We start from the raw sequence: 17,858 nt of genomic DNA on the forward strand, positions 1-17,858 counted from the left end.
ACATTTGAAGTGCCTCACTTATTTTGCTTGAATAATACCTCCCTTCAAGAGCTCGTTTACATTCAACGATTTCGCATACGGCACTTCAATCTTGCCATTGTTCACGAGCTTAATCACTTCATCGCGGTAAGGACTATTTAAGTCCACGCCGATGATTTCCCAGTTGTTGTCGACTTCCGGGGAGATCACCTTTTGTTCTTGAATGTACTCGACCAGGTAGTCGCGAATGCTGCGCGGGGATTCCCAGTCGCGATTTCCGCTCACGAGCTTGAGTGCTTTGAGTCCGCTGCTGTAGCGGTAGTTATTGACGGCGAGCTTCAGCTCTTCTGTATCCGACAATGGCTTTCCTTTGTACATAACATCTACCATTCGTTGACCCGCTGGTTTAGACAGATCAATCTTATAATCGACACCTGCAAACATGTCATATAGATAGCCAGGCACCTCTGGATTGAAGCTGATGGAAATATCGCCTTCCTTCCACTGATTATAGTGGCTTGCCGACCATTCCATATAGGCTTTCAATTCTTTTCCGGTTACTTTCACTGTATATAAGGTGTTATCGAATTTGTAGATGTCGAAAATATTGGCGTAGGTGATATCTCCCTTTTTCAGATTGGAAGTATCTTTAAACAGCGCTGCGGCTGAAACGTCTGCGCCAGTTGCTTTCAGCTGCACTTTATTGATTAAATCGACGACTGCTGTGTCTCTCAGCTTGCCTTCAGGGATTCCGTTGATTTCATTTTCTGGCTGGAAGTCCGCGGTTGCTTGTCCAAATAGACCGCCGCTGGAGCCTGCCTCGCCGGCACTGCCGCCACCCGCAATGAAGGAAATCGTTGCTTCATGGGCGTCTTTGATCATGTCTCTGATTTTTTGATCAGGCTCGTACCCAGCCATATCGACTACTTCGACCTTCCGATCTACAACCGATGCGCTCCCGGCTTCTTTTTTCACCGTCAGATCAAAGCGTACGACATCCCGTCCGAGGTTGCGAGGACCGCCAACGACTGTTTGGCCCACTTGGTCTTTTACGATAATATGCATATGACCTACGAGGAGGGCGTCCAGATCAGGGACCATTTCAATGATCTTGGCTGCCGCATCTGATCCACCGTCTTCGTCAAACTCAGCAATCATGCCAGAGTGAGCACTCGCGAGGAGGACGTCTACTTTTTCAACTTCTCTCAACTCTTTTGCGTACTTCTTCACGGTTTCGCCCATGTGCTGGAAAGAGAGACTATCTACCTTTTCGCCATCCCAGCGCGGAACGTTCGGTGTCGTTACCCCGATGATTCCTACTTTGAGACCGTCTACACTGACGATGGTGTACGGTTTTACAAATGGCTTCCCATCTTTGGTAGTAATATTCGCTCCAAGCACAGGGAATTTGACTTCTTTTTCAACTCGGCGAATCAGATCTAGCCCAAAATTGAATTCATGATTTCCCAGAATCATGGCATTGTAGTTCATCGCATTCATGGCTGCCGATACAGGGTGAATTACCTCAGGTTTTTTTCTGTAAATATCATCTGTCAAAATATTACCCTGGTAAGTATCTCCGTTGTCTACGAGCAGCACATGTGGAGATGATTGCTTCACTTCATTTACATAGGTAGAGACTCGAGCCAAGCCGCTGTTTGTCGTTTCTTTACCATCCTCATACACGTATCCATAAAGGTTGCCGTGAACATCCGATGTTCCCAGGATGGTGATCGTGGTTGTATCTGCCTCATTTGTTACGGTTGGAGCTGGGGTGGTCGGGGCCACAGGTATTGGTGTCGCAGGTGTTACAGGTGCTGGTACTGCAGGAGTCGCTGGTGCCGATGGTTTAGGTGCAGCGGCAACGGGTGCTACTGGCTTCGAGCTTGCTGGCGAGGCAACAGGTGCCGGCTTCGCTACAGGAGCAGAAGAAGCTGCACTGTCCGGTAGCTGCAAGGTTTGGCCAATGCGTAAGTAGTTTACATTGGGCAGTTGATTGAGCTTTTGCATGGCTGTGACTGTCGTTTTGTGGTTTCTCGAAATTCGCCACAGGTTGTCCCCTTTTTTCACCGTATAGGTTTGGGCGGCAGCTGCACTGGCAAACAGCGTTGAAAACAAGAGCAAAAAGGATAAGAGCAGACTGATGTGTTTTCCTTGCCTCATGAAGTTCCTCCTAATGGAATTAGATTTGTGCATCATTTCCATTATAAAGAAAAGGAAGAAACAATGGACATATATAAAGAGAAACATAACGAAAGATTTACCACTTTCGTGAAAAAAATGTAGTCGATCTGATATTTTCAGGAGGATACCGATGAATGAAAATCTGATAGGAAAAATCATAGGATGTATAATTGCATTTGTTCTTCTGGCGTTTGTGGGCTTCGCGGTGCTAGTTTTTTCGTTATTTTCTACCGGAACGAAGTTTTATACGCCACTCACGATCGTGGTCACCGGGGTACTGGTCGTTTTTACGGTTCTGCGTATATTCGCGCCGACGATTGCGCGTATTTTGAATCGTTCCCTGGCTGTATTTTTTATTCTCGCTACCTTGGCTGTTATTGGCTTTGAGATCAAGGAAGCCTATGTAAACAGTATCCCGACGGTTAGTGAGCAAGACTTTGATTTAGAGGAGTACCGACCCTTTGGTGAAAATACAAAAGCAGTAAAACTAGACCAGCCTTCCACTCTCAAGCTGGATTCCGATCTGCCCAGATTAGACGGTGCGACCGCACTATATCCATTGTATGCCTCGTTTGCCCAAGCTGTTTACCCCAAAAAGCAATACGACCAATACGAGGGAGAAGTGATGGGGAATACGACTCCCAGAGCTTATGAAAATCTGATAGAGGGTAAGGCTGACATCATTTTCGTCGCCGCCCCATCAAAGCAGCAGCTAAACGACGCTAAAAGACAGGGTGTGGAGCTGAAGCTGACGCCCATCGGACGGGAGGCCTTCGTGTTTTTTGTGAATGCTGCCAATCCGGTGAAAGGACTGTCAACAGAGCAAATCCAAAAGATTTATTCCGGGCAGATTACGAATTGGCAGGAGGTAGGCGGCCAGAATGAACAAATTCGCGCCTTTCAACGTCCCGAAAACAGCGGAAGCCAGACCATGCTCCAAAAGGTCATGGCAGGCCAAGAACTCATGACACCCCCTCAAGACGACGTGGTGAGCGGGATGGGAGGCATTATCGAAAGAACGTCCAACTACAAAAATTACAACAATGCGATCGGGTATTCGTTCTTGTTCTTTGCTACCGAGATGGTGAAAAATGGGAATATCCGACTGCTGGAGGTAGACGGGGTTATGCCTGACAAAAGCACAATCGTGAACAAAGAGTATCCTTTAGCAGCAGAATTTTACGCTGTCACAGCGGGCAGCACCAACCCGAATGTATCGCGATTGATCGAATGGATTTTGTCAGGGCAAGGGCAATCCCTTGTGGAGGAGACAGGGTATACGCCTGTTGCCGCTGCGAAAACGAAATAAGCGGGCATGGGAGTGGTTGAAGCCAGTCTGCTTGAACTACAATGGGAAAGATAGAAAAGAGAAGGCATCGGAGGGTGGCAGCTTGGAGTGGTTTGAGCATTTTGATTGGAAAGTCTTTTTTCCAGAGCAGCGAATGTATATCATGCGGCAGCACAATTGGGCGTTTGCGGCATGGGAGATGGAGAGGCTGAAAGGAAACCTGCAGCCGCAGTCATTGCTGGTGCATGTGGACGCTCATTTGGACGATACACCGGATGGAGTGTTTGTACCGGGCTTGCTAGAGGCAAAGAGTGTGGAGCAAATCATGGCGGTAGCCCAGGGGCACGATTATGCGAGCGGCCAAGTGTGCCCGCCGGATTGCATGCAGATCGACAATTTTATTTGGGCAGGTGTGGCAAGAAATACGATCGGAAAGACCTTGTTTGTCTCTCATCAGGATGACGAGGTCTTGTCGCTTTCAATGCTCCGCTATGATGCGGTACATAAACGCAACCAGAATTGTCAAAATATCATCGACAAACTGCCTGCAGGATGTACGTACACGCATCAGCGGTTTATGGATATGGACTCTTTTCTAAGAGAAGTGGATCCGAACAAATGGAGCCCCCAGCAGACCAAAATTTTAGATATCGACCTCGATTATTTCAACATGTCTCGGGATACGACGCCCACTCTGCAGCCGCTTGAGGAAATTCGTGCTTCCTTGCTAGCCCTGCGGGGCCTTTGCCAGTGGGATGCTATTACGGTTGCCATATCCCCAGAGTATTGCGGCGGCAAAGAAGAGGCGGACTATTTGCTGCATATTTTTTTGGAGACATTTGAGATCAATCTCGCTTCTGCGCGAGAATGGTAGTGCTCAGCTTTTTTCACTGATAGCAAGTGACAGGAAAATAATGATAAGCGCAGCGATGGCATTCCAGGTTACCTGATCATCTAGTACGAGTGTTCCTAATAAAATCCCGAACAGGGGGACCAAATAATTCGTGAGCGATGCAAAAGCGGCGTTTGTCCGTCTAATCAGCGTATTGTAGAGCATGTAAACGATACCTGCTTGAAACACGCCCAAGATGACCACGTATACGACCTGCATCCAGCTGGGGCGTATTTGAAAGGGGTCTTCAAATAGAAAAGCGAGCGGCAGCAATAAGATAGTCGCAACGAATAAAACATTACGCATCGCTAGAATGGAAGAAACGGGTGGAAGCTGCTTGATGAGAATCAGCGAAATCGCAAAGCTCATAGATGCCCCGATGAGAGCCACATAACCCATGATGTTTCCCACAAAAGAAAGGGAAGACAGGGTAGGGGCAAACAGCAGGCACAAGCCTCCAAATCCGATGATAATGCCCAACCATTTTTTGAATGGCAGCTTTTCATGCGGTGCCGCTAGTTTCATAAAAATCAGTGTGAAAATCGGCCCGGTGCCGAGCAAAATAGAAGCAGTGCTGCTATTGATATACTGCTGTCCCCACCCAATCAGGATGAAAGGGACAACTGCCTCGAGGATCCCAATCCAGATAAACAATTTCCATCCTTTCAGGGTTGTGGGGACCTTTTCTTTGTTTCCGCCAAACAAATGCAAAAGGGCAAGTGTGAGGGTGCCAAGTAAAGCTTTGTAAGCAGCTAACGTAATCGGTGTAATCGAGGTGATCACGAGGTCGACAAAGAAAAATTGCGACCCCCAAATGATCCCGATCCCGAGCAAAAGCAAAACATTTATCTGATTCATGATCAAAAGTCCTCACTTGAAATATTTTTATAACAGATGTCCGGGACATATATGGAATGCTTTTATCTGGCGCCTTGCCATCATAGTAAAGCGAGTGGGGGGAGGCTTCAATCAAGAAAAAGGGCATCTGTATCGGTACAGATGCAACTGGGGCTGGAACGAGGAAATAAAAAACCACCCCGCTCTCACTTCTATCAGTGAAAACAGGATGGCTTGTACGTTGCCTTTTAATTTTCTGCTAAATTTCGTTGCTCCACTTGATTTGAGGCCGGGGCCGGCTTTCGCAGCTTGTAAATCACAACCAAGAGAAGGAACCAAACCGGAGTGATAAACAAGGCAACACGAGTATCATCTGCAAGAGCAAGCACGACCAGAATGAACACCAGGAAGAGAAGGATCAAGTAATTGGAGAAGGGATAGAGCGGTAATTTAAACTTGCTCGCTTTCGCCAGATCTGGTCTTGTTTTGCGATATTTCAAATGGCTGATCACCGTAATTCCCCAAATAAAGAGGAAGCAGACTGTTGAGACGCTTGTGATCAGTGTAAATACTCCTTCGGGCATGACATAGTTCAAAATAACAGCAATGAGAATGACGACCGTTGAAAAGAACAAGGCGTTGGATGGTACTTTCCCTGAGGTAAGCTTTGTAAAGGACTCAGGTGCATTCTTGTCTTTGGCAAGTGAGTATACCATCCGGCTTGTACTGAAGATGGCGCTGTTACAGGCCGAAGCTGCCGAGGTCAGGACGACAAAATTGACGATACCAGCCGCTGCAGCGATACCAACTGCGACGAAGACTTGAACGAAAGGGCTTTCCATTGGATTGATGGCGTTCCACGGATAAATGCCCATAATGACGATCAGTGCGCCAATGTAGAAAATTAAGATTCGAATCGGGATGTTGTTGATTGCTTTCGGAATAACTTTTTCTGGGTTTTCAGTTTCACCTGCTGTAAGTCCTACAAGTTCGATACCAACAAAAGCAAACACGACCATCTGGAATGAAAGTAGGAATCCATTTATTCCATTCGGGAACATGCCGCCGTGGTTCCAGAGATTCGAGAAGCTCGATGCGCCTGAATTCGTGGAAAAGCCTTTTATAATCATGAAAACACCGATCACGATCAATGCTAGAATGGCGATGACTTTAACTAAAGCGAACCAGAATTCCATTTCGCCAAAAAGCTTTACGGTTGCTAGATTCATAATGAGCAAAATGACAAGCGCAATTAATCCAGGCATCCACTGCGGTACTCCAGGGAGCCAATACTGCGTGTAGAGACCAACTGCCGTCAGGTCGGCCATGGCGATGGAAATCCAGCAAAACCAGTAAGTCCATCCGGTAATAAATGCCGCCATATTGCCTAAATAATCTCTGACAAAGTCTACAAAAGTATGATAGTTTAGATTGCTTAAGAGTAGTTCTCCAAGTGAGCGCATGATTAAGAAGCAAATGACGCCTGTAATCAAGTATGCAAATAGAATAGAGGGTCCTGCTAAATGGATCGATTTTCCCGCACCGAGGAATAACCCCGTTCCGATGGCTCCGCCAATCGCGATTAATTGGACGTGCCTGTTTTTTAGACCTCTATCTAGTTTTTGGTCTTGCATATGATCCCCCACTTTCAACTTTTCTAAACACTTTGCAATTTCATTGATTTGATATATGTTAATAATAAATATAAATCAAATAATTGCAAATTAAATTTCCAATAAAAGTTATTTTACCGTCCGTTTTTTATTGGTAAAAACGCTTACATTTTTGAAAATAATAAACATTTTGTTCAATCTACGCTGAATTCCCTCCTTTCTGATTTTATGGTTCCTATTTTTCGCCAATAAAAAAAGGCATTGAAAAATAGGGATGCTCCTATTTTTCTCTGTCCTTTTACCTGAGAGTATAACTCCTTTGGTGGCCAGTGGCTCTCTCCAGAGATGCGTCCTATTGCGGTCCTTTTACCTGAGAGATTTGCCCTAATGATCAGGGTTTGCTCCTTCGGTGCTAAACGATGTGTTTAGTCTCTCCCGCAATATTCATCCGCTTATGCAGTTATGGAGTTCATATGCGTCTCTTACATATTAATTTCTCGCAAGGAGCTTGTCAATTAAAAATTGTGAATTAAATAACTATTCGAAAAATGATTCATTATCTATTTAAACTTACAGCTAAACGAAAAGAAAAAGCAGCATAGACAAAAGTCTTTGCTGCCTAAACGTTCCCTATAACAATCCATCCTTATTCTACAAAAAGCGAGACCTGTTCAAAGCCCTCATCGGAGATCCGAATCAATCCCGTATCGGAAATATGTAGCGTAGGGATGACGACCAGGGCGAGCAGTGACAACGTCATGAAGGCGTAATTCATCGTGCAGCCTGCCTGAGCGAGCGCGCGGCTAATCTCCATGACATACGCTTTGATCACATTTTACTTTCGATGATCGATCAGCTTTCCGAAAAGGTGCGCATCAAAAAAGAGCGATTCCTGCTTTTCGGTTTTTCCGGGGGCGGCCATTTTGCCCATCGCTTCTACTATTTGCACCCCGAGCGTCTTTTGGGAGTTTCGATTGGCGCGCCTGGCATCATTACTTATCTGGATTCATCCAAACCGTTTTATGTGGGGACGAAAGATTTGGAGGAAGTGTTTGGCAAAAAGCTGTCTCTTGAGGAGATGCGGCGCGTTTTTGTGCAGATGGTCATTGGCAGCGAAGACAACGAAACATGGGAGATCAACAATAAAGCCTCCGCCCATTGGATGGAAGGGACGGATGCGTATGGTCAGACACGGCTTGCGCGACTCGGCGCCCTGAGAGACAATTTTGAACGGGAAGGCATTCGTGTTCGCTATGATGTAGTTCCTGGCGTTGCTCACGATGGGGGCAAGGTTCTAGCAGAAGTAAAAGATTTCTTTACCCACGTTCTAGCAAAATCAAAAGATAATGGTCGATGAAAGCCCAAGGAGGAGTATAAGCATGAATCAAAAAACCTTTCCGTTTTATCGGTTTGAAGGCACCCATCGTGAAATCGGCAGACAGTATGGCGAGGCTTGCGCGGACTTGATACGAAAGCATCGTGATTATGCATTGGCACGTCTGGAATCCAAGGTGAAGATCCCGTCCATAGGGGCATTGGAAGAGGCAGCCCTGCATTACAGGGAATACGTAATGAAATACGCCCCCTACTTTGATGAAGAAATCCAAGGACTCTCGGAGAGCACTGGCCTCACCCTTGGAGAGGCTTACTTGCTTCAACTCCGGGCAGAGCTTTACAACGAATTTGATTCCAATGACGAATGCACGACCTTCGCGATTCAGACGGAAGCGACAGCAGATGGTACACCCCTGATTGGACAAAATGCTGATCTGCCGAATTTTTACTCTGAAATCGGGATTGTCGCTGAATTTGTACCCGACAATGGTCACACATGTCTGATGCTCACTCCGGCAGGCCAGATTTCGTACATCGGCATCAATAAGCACGGACTTGGTGTTTTTGCTAATTTTCTCACGTGCGACGGGTGGAGAGTCGGGTTTCCGCGTTATCTTCTCTCTAGATTGGCATTGACCAAAGAGACAGTCCCGGAAGCGATTGCCCTGGTACGCAGTGTTCACCGCGCATCTTCTCGCAATTTGATCATGCTGGATAAAAAAGGGAACGCAGCTGATTTGGAAACAACACCGACTCGCGATATGCTCATCGAGCCGTCTCATGGGCTGTTGGCGCATTCCAACCACTACATCGGTCAGGAGCTTATGGCAGAGGAGAGACTGACAGGAGCTCATCTGGACAATTCGCAGACACGCTATGCTCGTATGCGCAGCCTGCTGGAGGGCCACCATGGCCAGTTGGATGCGCAGGCGATGCAGAACATTTTGCGTGATCGTGGAAGCGAGCCGTATCCACTGTGCAGAATGCCCGGTGACGATGGAACGGATTCCATTACTTTTGCCTCGGTCATTGCCGAACCAACCAAAGGACAGCTATGGATCGCGATTGGTCCTCCTAATCAATACGAGTACAAGTGCTACTCTTTTTCCTCCTAATAAAAGGAAGCATTTCATGTTACAATGAGAGGAGAGACTAGGGTGCCGATTGATCCGCAAGTGAAGGACTTGTTGCAAAGGCTGGAGAGAGCTGGCGGTGAGCCATTGTATAAGCTGTCTCCAGAGGAAGCACGCAGGGCATTAGCAGCTTCCAGAGCGAGTATAAACGAAATCGTTTCATCCGTTGCTTCGGTGGAAGATGTCGAAATAGTCAGTCCGGATGGAGGGATTCCTCTTCGAATCTATACACCGGCGGGGACCGGACCATTTCCGATCCTCGTCTTCTTTCACGGCGGTGGGTTTGTACTGGGCGATTTGGAAATGGTCGATCGGATGTGCCGATTCTTTTCAGACAAGGCAAAATGCCTGGTCGTCTCTGTCGCCTACCGGTTAGCCCCAGAGCATAAATTTCCCGCGGCCGTTGAGGATGCTTCTTTCACCGTCAACTGGGTAGCAGAAAATGCAGCGAGGTTGAACGGAGATCATGCGAGATTGGCTGTAGGGGGAGAAAGCGCGGGTGGAAATCTGGCAACGGTCGTCTCTCAGCTTGCACGGGATACAGGTGGTCCGTCTCTCGTGTTTCAACTGCTCATCTATCCGGTTGTCCGATTTGACTTTGCTACCCCTTCCTACGAAGAGCATGGACATTCCAACAATTTGACGATAGATGAAATGAAGTGGTTCAAGGAGCATTATTTAGAAAGAGACCAGGAGAAACACCCTCTTGCCTCGCCCCTGTTTGCTCCGGATTTAAGCAACTTGCCGCCTGCCCTGGTCATAACAGCTGAGTACGATCCGCTCCGAGATGAAGGGGAGGAGTATGCCGACAGACTGCGTTCATTTGGTGTACCTGTGACCGGCATACGATATCAGGGTATGGTCCACAGTTTTCTCAATTATTCAGGTGAAGTAGAAGAGAGCAAGAAGGCTCTGGAAGAGATTTCTGAACAATTGCGGCAGGTATTTGGAACATAAGCATCAATCACAAAAAGAGGGAGGATCCCATGAAAGCACACGCTGCATCCATTGAAGCCATACTCATTGCAGACAATCCCGATACATTCGTCACACGCCGTATCCCAGAGACGAAGCTGGAATTCGGAGGCATTCCGGGCGACCGGCATTTTGGCGTGACCTTCGGGGCGGACTCCCGTCAAACGATGTATCCGCGCGGAACAGAAATCTTGAATCGCCGCCAAATCACGGTTGTGTCACAAGAGGATTGTGCCATTATCGCTGAAAACTTACGGGTTCCGTTTATCTTGCCCGAATGGCTAGGGGCGAACCTGTTGATAAGCGGTTTTCCAGATTTGACAAGCCTGACGATGGGCTCTCGCATTTTATTGCCTGGTGGAGCGGGGCTTATCTGTATGGGAGAGAATCTCCCGTGCGTTCATCCGGGAGAAGAAATCCAAAAAAATCATGATGAACAGGTGCATCCGAAATTGGCCGCACGGTTCGTGAAAGCCGCATTTAAGCGAAGAGGGATTGTCTGTGCTGTCGAATGTCCGGGAACGATCAAGCAAGGGGACCAGGCTCAGATTCTGGTGAATAACTTTACGAATCCGATGCAGTAAGCCACGGAGTCATTACCAATGAAAACGCACCTCACCATCAAATACATCAAAATTTCTTCCTACATAAAGCTGTGCGTGCTAGCAGCGCTTTCGATCGGGATTGTGGATGGAATCATTCGCTTTTTGTTCAGTGTCGCGGTAGGGAGCGTAGAAAGTGCCGAAGCGCAGATCGTAAATCTGAATCTGACAGGGATGCCTGCAGGTCTTCTGATGGCTCTGGCTGTCCCAATGATGTATGCATTCTCAGCTTTGATGTTCAGTTTGATTTCGTACTTCCCGTTTATCTATTTAACCGCAGAAGACTCCCACCTCTATAGGTGGTGAGATGAATGCGGTTTTTTTGCTTCTAGAACATACGTTTCCTATCGTGTGGTAAAATGAGGAATAAGGAGGTGATACGAAAATGAAGCTGACCTATAAATGGATTCCACGAATCAGCGAGAAACAACGCTTTCTTTTGGAGGATTTGGCCTTTCATACAACCAAGCTCAATAACATCGCCAACCACCTTTGTCGGGAAGAGGGATTTCGTTCCTACGTAAAACTGGAAAAGGAACTAAGGTCCAATTGGCACCGGGAGTACCTCCATTCGCATACCTATCAGCACTGTTTGAAGATGGTAGAACAGAACTGGAAGAGTTTTTTTGCTTCCAGCAAAGACTATCAGAAGAATCCCCATAAATACAAAGGTGTGCCTCAACCTCCCAAATATAAGCATATTCAGTATCACAAAAACGAAATCATATTCACCAATCTCGCCATTCGTGTACAAGGGAACTTGCTTAAGCTGTCGCTGGCGAAAAAGATGCAGGAACGTCATCAGGTTGACAGTTTGGATGTTGTCATCGATCCTGACAACATGCCCGTTGACGTAACCACCCTTCAACAAATTCGTTTTCAGTGGCGGCAAGTCTTTCGTACATGGGAGATGGTGATCATTTACAAAAAAGAGGAACAAGAACTCCCGGAACACTTCAGCAACATCATGTCCATTGACCTTGGAGTAAATAATTTGGCTGCACTCACGTTCTTGGAAGGCGAAGACAGTTATCTGATCAACGGGAAGCCGCTAAAGAGCAAAAACAGCTACTACAACAAAGAGATCGCTCGCCTTACTTCGATTGCGATGAAACAAACGGGAAAGAGCGAGGGATTTGTTCGTACGTACCGGATTCGTTCTTTGCAAGGGAAGAGGAATCGCTATATCCACAATTTTCTACATCAAGCGAGTCGAAAAATAATGGATCTGGCCATAAAGCATCAGTGCCATACCATCGTAATAGGCGATATGAAAGACATTAAACAAGAAAACCCGGTCAAATCGTTTGTCCAGATTCCACATGCACGATTGGTTGATCTCATCATCTATAAGGCACAGCTCTTTCGCATCAGAGTAAGGAAACAGAATGAAGCCTTCACCAGTGGTTGCTCCGCGCTGGACGAAGAGAAGATTTCAAAGAAAACGTACGACCCCAAAAGGAGAATCCATCGCGGACTTTTCGTAACGAATTCCGGCTTACGAGTGAATGCGGATATCAACGGAAGTCTGAACATCCTACGAAAATACGTAAACCAGAAAGGTAGTCCTGATCTGATTCGTTCAGCAAGGGATAATGGGTGCTTGAAGCATCCGAAACGTATCCTCGTCTCCTAGACGACTTGGAACGTTTGAATCCCCCACCTCTAAGCGTAAGAGAAGGTGGCGGGAGCCTTCAAGTTTGTCCTCAAGCGTTGGAAAGGATTTACCATCGAGGGTGAATTCGAAATAAAGCAATCATGCACGAAAGAAAGATTTGAATGAAAAAAATAGCGAAGCACAGCTCTTTGAAACGAGGGCTGTGCTTTCTTGTTTGTATTTATCAATGAAAATGAATATTGACAGAAACAGGGGAATCGGATATTTTTGCATTAGGGAAACATTTTTACACACAGGCATATTATTTTACTGTAGTGAATATTATTGGTTAAAAACCACAGTGTTGTGCTTGAGCATACATGTATAGTTATTCTGGAGGGAATCTCATGGATCATGCTATTGCAGTCAGAGAGCTTCACGTCTCCTACTTTGGAAACGAAGTCGTTCGGGATGTCTCATTTTCCATCGAACAGGGGAGCATGGTAGGAATTATTGGTCCCAATGGCGCAGGGAAATCGACCTTGATTAAGGCAATGCTGGGGTTGATTCCAAGCGATAAGGGCGAGATTCGCTTTCACGGAAAAGAAACGAACGAAGTCAGGAAGAAGATCGCATATGTACCGCAGCGCAGCCAGATTGATTGGACGTTTCCGATTACGGTGATGGATACGGTCCTGATCGGAACGTATCCGCATGTCGGATTATTCAAATTTCCGAAGAAGAAGGAAAAGGCATGGGCGCTAGAGTGTTTGCGAAAAGTCGGTTTGGAAGAATATCGCGACAGGCAGATCGGGGAATTGTCCGGCGGCCAGCAGCAGCGTGTATTCCTGGCGCGAGCCTTGGCGCAAAAACCGGAATTGCTGCTTTTGGACGAGCCGTTTGTAGGGATTGATGTGGCTAGTGAGGAGACCATTATCCACATTTTGAAAGAGCTGCAGATGGAGGACAAAACGATTGTGGTCGTCCATCACGACTTGAGTAAAGCGAATACCTATTTCGACCAGCTTCTTTTGCTGAACAAAGAATTAATCAAGTTTGGGGCTGTTCAGGAAGTATTGAATCGAGAGGTCATGTCCAAAGCTTACGCCCATCAGCTTCAGTTTCTCGAGAAAGCGGAGGTGCATGCGTGATGGAATTTTTACAAGCCATTGGGCAGTATGAGTTTTTGCAAAAAGCGTTGTTTACATCCGTGGTGGTCGGGATTATTTGCGGGGTAATCGGCAGTTTCATCATCTTGCGGGGCATGTCCTTGATGGGGGACGCAATCTCTCACGCTGTTTTGCCGGGTGTTGCCCTGTCTTATGCCTTTGGGATCAATTTCTTTGTGGGGGCAGTTGCTACTGGTGTGCTCACAGCGGTTGGGATCGGCTATGTGAGTCAAAACAGCCGCATCAAGAACGACACGGCAATCGGGATCTTGTTCACATCGGCTTTTGCCCTGGGGATCATCTTGATTACGATGCTAAAAAGCAGTACCGACCTGTATCACATCTTGTTCGGAAATGTGCTGGCAGTTCGACCGTCCGACATGTGGGTAACAGTGGGCATAGGCGTGGTGGTGATCGTGACCGTCTACGCGTTCTTCAAAGAGCTGCTGTTGACTTCTTTTGACCCTACGATTGCGGCGGCATACGGTCTGCGCAACAATCTCATTCATTACTTGCTGATGACCTTGCTGACGATGGTGACGGTAGCCTCCCTGCAAACAGTGGGAATCGTTCTGGTAGTCGCCATGCTGATCACACCGGCAGCTACCGCTTATCTTTTGACAGACCGCTTATGGGTGATGATTTATTTGGCTGCTGGCTTCGGGATGATTTCTGCGATCATTGGCTTGTACTTCAGCTTTACCTATAATCTGGCCTCTGGCGCCACGATTGTATTAGTAGCAACAGCGCTATTCCTCTTGGCATTTCTTTTCTCCCGCAAACATGGGGTGGTCTGGAAATCATTACGAGCTCGGCAAAAACGAGTGGAGCTTTCAAAGTAAAGGAGAATCGTCATGAAAAAATGGAATCTATTTCTCGTGTTTCTCGTTTCAACGGTGATGGCAGCATGTGGTTCACCACAAAATACGGCAGAGCCCGGAAAATCGGATAACGACAAGCTGCAGGTCGTGACGACGTATTCGATCCTGTATGACATCGTCAAAAATGTGGGGGGAGATCGAGTGGAGATTCACAGCCTGGCTCCTGTCGGTTCGAATCCCCATGAGTATGATCCACTGCCAGCAGATGTGAAAAAAACGACGGATGCTGACGCTGTCTTCTACAATGGCCTGAATCTCGAAGCAGGAAACTCATGGTTTGAAAAGCTGATGCAAACAGCAGGCAAATCAGGTCAGGATGCTCCTGTGTTCCGTATGAGTGAAGGAGTAGCCGCCAAACACTTGACGACAAAAGGGAAAGAAAGCGAAGAAGATCCTCATGCTTGGCTGGACATTCGCAATGGCATCAAGTACGCGGAAAATGCCAGAGATGCACTGATCAAAATTGACCCTGATCACAGGGGGGCGTATGAGCAAAATGCCAAGCAGTATATTGAAAAGCTGGATGCTCTGCATCAGGAAGCAGTAAAGCAGTACAATTTGATTCCAAAAGAACAGCGCGTTCTGGTCACGAGTGAAGGTGCATTTAAATATTTCAGCGAAGCTTACCAGTTTGACGCTGCTTATATTTGGGAAATCAATGCAGAAAATCAGGGAACACCCGAGCAGGTCCGTCAGGTTGTCGATTTGATCCGTGAGAAAAAGATTCCTGCCTTGTTTGTGGAAACAAGTATCGACCCGCGCAGCATGGAAATGGTATCAAGAGAAACGGGTGTGCCAATCGTAGGCACAGTCTTTACCGACTCCCTCGGAAAACCTGGCGAGGATGGCGACACGTACATCAAGATGATGGAATGGAACATCAAAACGATTTACGATGGATTGACGAAAAAATAAAACCGCCTCCTAAAAGGAGACGGTATACATCGAGCTCGTTAGTTTTGAGGTGTTACCGATCATCACGTGCGACGCATCTACCTCCAGATTGAGTTAGAAGCTTACTTACGTGTTGCGGTTTCCCTTATTCACTAGGTGATCGTGTAAATCATCCATGGCACATCGCCTCCTAGAAGACTAACGCCTGATTGAAAACACACCACCGAGCTCGATAAAGGTAGTATGATCCATATTCATTTTTTCATGCATGCCAGCCGTGATTATTTCAGGATGTGTTTCTGTATAGCAATCAAAAACTGCTGGTTGCTGTAAACAGTGCCACCAGCCAATACCGGATCGACTGCATTGACGTATGCTTGATTCGTTTTTACTGCTTTCAAGTTTGTCCATGGAAAGCCTTGTTGCAGCTGATCGAATGCAGCTGCGTCGGCAGTTGCTCCGATTTTGTCCACCATGACAAACAGGAAGTCAGGGTCTGTTTGTGTCAGAATTTCCATGGTAATCGGCATGCGCTCGTTTGCTTTTGCGACAATGTCTGGTTCCTCAAAGGCCAATTCGGTATAGAGCAGGTGGTTGTACCTCTCGTCCTTCGGATAGACGAAAAAGGCACCCTCATGAAACCATACGGTCAGGATTTGTTTATCTTTGAATGAAGCGAGCTTGTCACGTGTGGTTTGCGTGTTCTGCTTTAACTTGGTTATAAGCGTATCAACATTTTCTTCTCTTCCGCGGACATCTGCCACAAGACGCAGATTTTCTGCCCAATGCGCACCACTCGTGGAGACAGGGATGACTGTTGCTGCGCTTTGCAGCTTTTGGATGTCTTCTGAAGAGGTTTTATCCGTTGTCAGGATTGCGTCAGGCCGCAGGGCCGCTAGCTCGCTGATGTTATCCGCGATGTTCCACGGAAGATGCTTTGCATTTTGGGTGATGGTCGCATATGCCGTTGGGATTGTACCGTTTTTATCCATCGTTGCTGCAAACGGTGGGATTCCGAGCAACAGGGCATCTTCATACGTGCCATGAGAGCCGACGAATGCGATTTGCTTTGTGCGGGCCGGGATCTTGTAACTGTTACCAAGGTACTCGACCGATCGTGTCGGTTTGGGCTCTGCGGTATTGTCAGAGGTGTTTCCCGCAGGTCCGCCCGTGCCGCAAGCTGCCAGCAGGACGAGCAAGGCAGCCATGGGGATAGTTAGTAGCCGTTTATACATGCACGTCACTCCGTTCTTAACTTTCATAGGTTCCGGTAAAGGCGAGTCGTCACTGTAAATTATAGGCTACCCGATCTATCAGACGCTGTTGCATTTCTGAACATTTTCAAACGTTCTCTTGCAACCTTTTTCTTGTCTGAATTCAGGAGATGTTCTACGATGGACAAAACCGACCTGAGGAGAACCGACTGAGGGCATCTGAGGTGATAATAGATGGAATTGCGCCATTTGAAGACGTTTCATGTCGTTGCAGAATGCCTCAATCTGACAAAAGCAGCAGAGATGCTACGGTACAGTCAACCGACGATCAGCTTGCAAATTCAAGCATTGGAGAAGGACATCGGTCACTCGCTTTTAAACAGGGTGGGAAAGAGGACTTTTCTGACGCCAACGGGCAAGCTGCTGAAAAAACATACGGATAAGCTGTTTCAAAATCTGGAGGAGCTGGAGCAGGATTTGCGCAGGCTGGAAAAGCCTTTTGGAAATTTGAGCATAGCTGCACCCGAATTTTACTGCAGCTACTATTTGTCACAGCTCTTGAGTATTTATTTGAAGCTCCATCCGCAGGTCCAGATGAAGATGCTATGTTACAACAGCAAGGAAACGATCAAGCTAGTCGATACCAATCAGGTCGATATTGGAATTATTGCGGGTTCTGCCAATCGACCAGGGATCGAAGAGATTTTGATTGATCAGGAGGATCTGGTGCTCGTAGCCAGTCCGCTGATCGTCAAATCGAGAAACGCAGCGGAGCTCTTCGAGGAATATTCATTTATTTCCTATGATCTGGAAGGGACCATTAAGGAGTGTCTGGATGAAATCAATTGCGTCCCTCGGTCTACGATCGAATGCGGCAGCGAAGAGGCGATCAAGCGAGCAGTGATGTCACAAGCAGGGATTGCCCTTATCAGTGACGTCCTGATAGAAAAAGAAGTAAATCTGGGAACGCTTCAGGTCCTGCACCGTTTTCCAAAAAGGCTGTTGACGCACTTGATCTATCCGCGAGATCTGCGGGATTACAGCACGGTCAGCAGCTTCATTGATGTTTTAGTGGATGTATGGCCAACCTTTCGATTGTGATGGTATAGGCAAAAGGGAACTCGGTCTTTTAACAGCCAGGTTCTTTTTTTTCGGGTCTGAGAACACGTTTTGGTTTGTACCTAATAATTTCTTAATGGTTATCATTGAACAAACTCATTTTTCATGAAATTCAAAATGAACTACTATAAAAAAACAGAATTATT

Annotated in this window: 16 protein-coding genes, 1 pseudogene and 2 riboswitches; of the genes and pseudogenes, 12 read left to right on the plus strand and 5 right to left on the minus strand. The window is 46.9% G+C overall.

Annotated features, from left to right (window positions below; all coding sequences use genetic code 11):
- Window positions 1-18: 18 nt before the first annotated feature.
- Window positions 19-2,142, minus strand: coding sequence for a 5'-nucleotidase C-terminal domain-containing protein (locus ACIFQN_RS01305; protein WP_429831210.1), 2,124 nt, complete (start codon window positions 2,140-2,142; stop codon window positions 19-21).
- A 151-nt stretch (window positions 2,143-2,293) separates the two neighbouring features.
- Here ACIFQN_RS01305 and ACIFQN_RS01310 point away from each other — a divergent pair, with 151 nt between their 5' ends.
- Both ACIFQN_RS01310 and ACIFQN_RS01315 read left to right on the plus strand, forming a co-directional pair.
- The gene (locus ACIFQN_RS01310; protein ID WP_429831211.1) at window positions 2,294-3,472 is read left to right on the plus strand and encodes a substrate-binding domain-containing protein; all 1,179 of its coding nucleotides are present in this window, start codon (window positions 2,294-2,296) and stop codon (window positions 3,470-3,472) included.
- Window positions 3,450-4,325 (plus strand): hypothetical protein, encoded by an 876-nt coding sequence (locus tag ACIFQN_RS01315; RefSeq protein WP_429831212.1) that lies wholly within the window; start codon window positions 3,450-3,452, stop codon window positions 4,323-4,325. The genes ACIFQN_RS01310 and ACIFQN_RS01315 overlap by 23 nt, the downstream gene beginning before the upstream one ends.
- 3 nt (window positions 4,326-4,328) lie before the next feature.
- Here ACIFQN_RS01315 and ACIFQN_RS01320 read toward each other — a convergent pair whose 3' ends face one another.
- From ACIFQN_RS01320 to ACIFQN_RS01330, 3 genes and pseudogenes are all read right to left on the minus strand, one after another.
- Window positions 4,329-5,201, minus strand: a complete 873-nt coding sequence (locus ACIFQN_RS01320; RefSeq protein WP_429831213.1) for a DMT family transporter — start codon at window positions 5,199-5,201, stop codon at window positions 4,329-4,331.
- A 227-nt stretch (window positions 5,202-5,428) separates the two neighbouring features.
- Window positions 5,429-6,814: an amino acid permease gene (locus ACIFQN_RS01325; RefSeq protein ID WP_429831214.1), complete on the minus strand. Its 1,386-nt coding sequence runs from the start codon at window positions 6,812-6,814 to the stop codon at window positions 5,429-5,431.
- A 266-nt stretch (window positions 6,815-7,080) separates the two neighbouring features.
- Window positions 7,081-7,139, minus strand: a riboswitch (glycine riboswitch).
- A gap of 2 nt (window positions 7,140-7,141) precedes the next feature.
- Window positions 7,142-7,241, minus strand: a riboswitch (glycine riboswitch).
- 198 nt (window positions 7,242-7,439) lie between these two features.
- Window positions 7,440-7,607: pseudogene (locus ACIFQN_RS01330) on the minus strand (adenine deaminase C-terminal domain-containing protein); the annotation flags it as partial.
- A gap of 54 nt (window positions 7,608-7,661) precedes the next feature.
- On the opposite strand from ACIFQN_RS01330, the gene ACIFQN_RS01335 reads away from it, so the two are divergent.
- From ACIFQN_RS01335 to ACIFQN_RS01375, 9 genes are all read left to right on the plus strand, one after another.
- A complete protein-coding gene (locus ACIFQN_RS01335) occupies window positions 7,662-8,150 on the plus strand; it encodes a hypothetical protein (protein ID WP_429831215.1) in 489 nt (162 codons plus the stop codon).
- A 22-nt stretch (window positions 8,151-8,172) separates the two neighbouring features.
- Window positions 8,173-9,243 carry a C45 family autoproteolytic acyltransferase/hydolase gene (locus ACIFQN_RS01340; RefSeq protein ID WP_429831216.1) on the plus strand — a complete coding sequence of 357 codons (1,071 nt, stop codon included), beginning with the start codon at window positions 8,173-8,175 and terminating at the stop codon, window positions 9,241-9,243.
- Window positions 9,244-9,285: 42 nt separating this feature from the next.
- Window positions 9,286-10,218: an alpha/beta hydrolase gene (locus ACIFQN_RS01345; RefSeq protein ID WP_429831217.1), complete on the plus strand. Its 933-nt coding sequence runs from the start codon at window positions 9,286-9,288 to the stop codon at window positions 10,216-10,218.
- Window positions 10,219-10,247: 29 nt separating this feature from the next.
- Window positions 10,248-10,820, plus strand: coding sequence for an MOSC domain-containing protein (locus ACIFQN_RS01350; RefSeq protein WP_429831218.1), 573 nt, complete (start codon window positions 10,248-10,250; stop codon window positions 10,818-10,820).
- A gap of 18 nt (window positions 10,821-10,838) precedes the next feature.
- Complete coding sequence (locus ACIFQN_RS01355; RefSeq protein WP_429831219.1) at window positions 10,839-11,144, plus strand: hypothetical protein; 306 nt, start codon at window positions 10,839-10,841, stop codon at window positions 11,142-11,144.
- A 79-nt stretch (window positions 11,145-11,223) separates the two neighbouring features.
- A complete protein-coding gene (locus ACIFQN_RS01360) occupies window positions 11,224-12,474 on the plus strand; it encodes an RNA-guided endonuclease InsQ/TnpB family protein (RefSeq protein ID WP_429831220.1) in 1,251 nt (416 codons plus the stop codon).
- A 368-nt stretch (window positions 12,475-12,842) separates the two neighbouring features.
- Window positions 12,843-13,586: a metal ABC transporter ATP-binding protein gene (locus ACIFQN_RS01365; RefSeq protein ID WP_429831221.1), complete on the plus strand. Its 744-nt coding sequence runs from the start codon at window positions 12,843-12,845 to the stop codon at window positions 13,584-13,586.
- A complete protein-coding gene (locus ACIFQN_RS01370) occupies window positions 13,586-14,446 on the plus strand; it encodes a metal ABC transporter permease (RefSeq protein WP_429831404.1) in 861 nt (286 codons plus the stop codon). The genes ACIFQN_RS01365 and ACIFQN_RS01370 overlap by 1 nt, the downstream gene beginning before the upstream one ends.
- 12 nt (window positions 14,447-14,458) lie before the next feature.
- On the plus strand, window positions 14,459-15,400 hold the full coding sequence (locus ACIFQN_RS01375; protein ID WP_429831222.1) for a metal ABC transporter substrate-binding protein: 942 nt from the start codon (window positions 14,459-14,461) through the stop codon (window positions 15,398-15,400).
- 260 nt (window positions 15,401-15,660) lie between these two features.
- Here the strand turns inward: ACIFQN_RS01375 and ACIFQN_RS01380 are convergent, their stop codons facing one another.
- Entirely contained in the window at window positions 15,661-16,614 is a 954-nt protein-coding gene (locus ACIFQN_RS01380) for an ABC transporter substrate-binding protein (protein WP_429831223.1), read from the minus strand.
- A gap of 213 nt (window positions 16,615-16,827) precedes the next feature.
- On the opposite strand from ACIFQN_RS01380, the gene ACIFQN_RS01385 reads away from it, so the two are divergent.
- The gene (locus ACIFQN_RS01385) at window positions 16,828-17,694 is read left to right on the plus strand and encodes a LysR family transcriptional regulator (protein WP_429831224.1); all 867 of its coding nucleotides are present in this window, start codon (window positions 16,828-16,830) and stop codon (window positions 17,692-17,694) included.
- Window positions 17,695-17,858 lie beyond the last annotated feature (164 nt).

The sequence above is a fragment of the Brevibacillus sp. NRS-1366 genome, assembly GCF_050467985.1.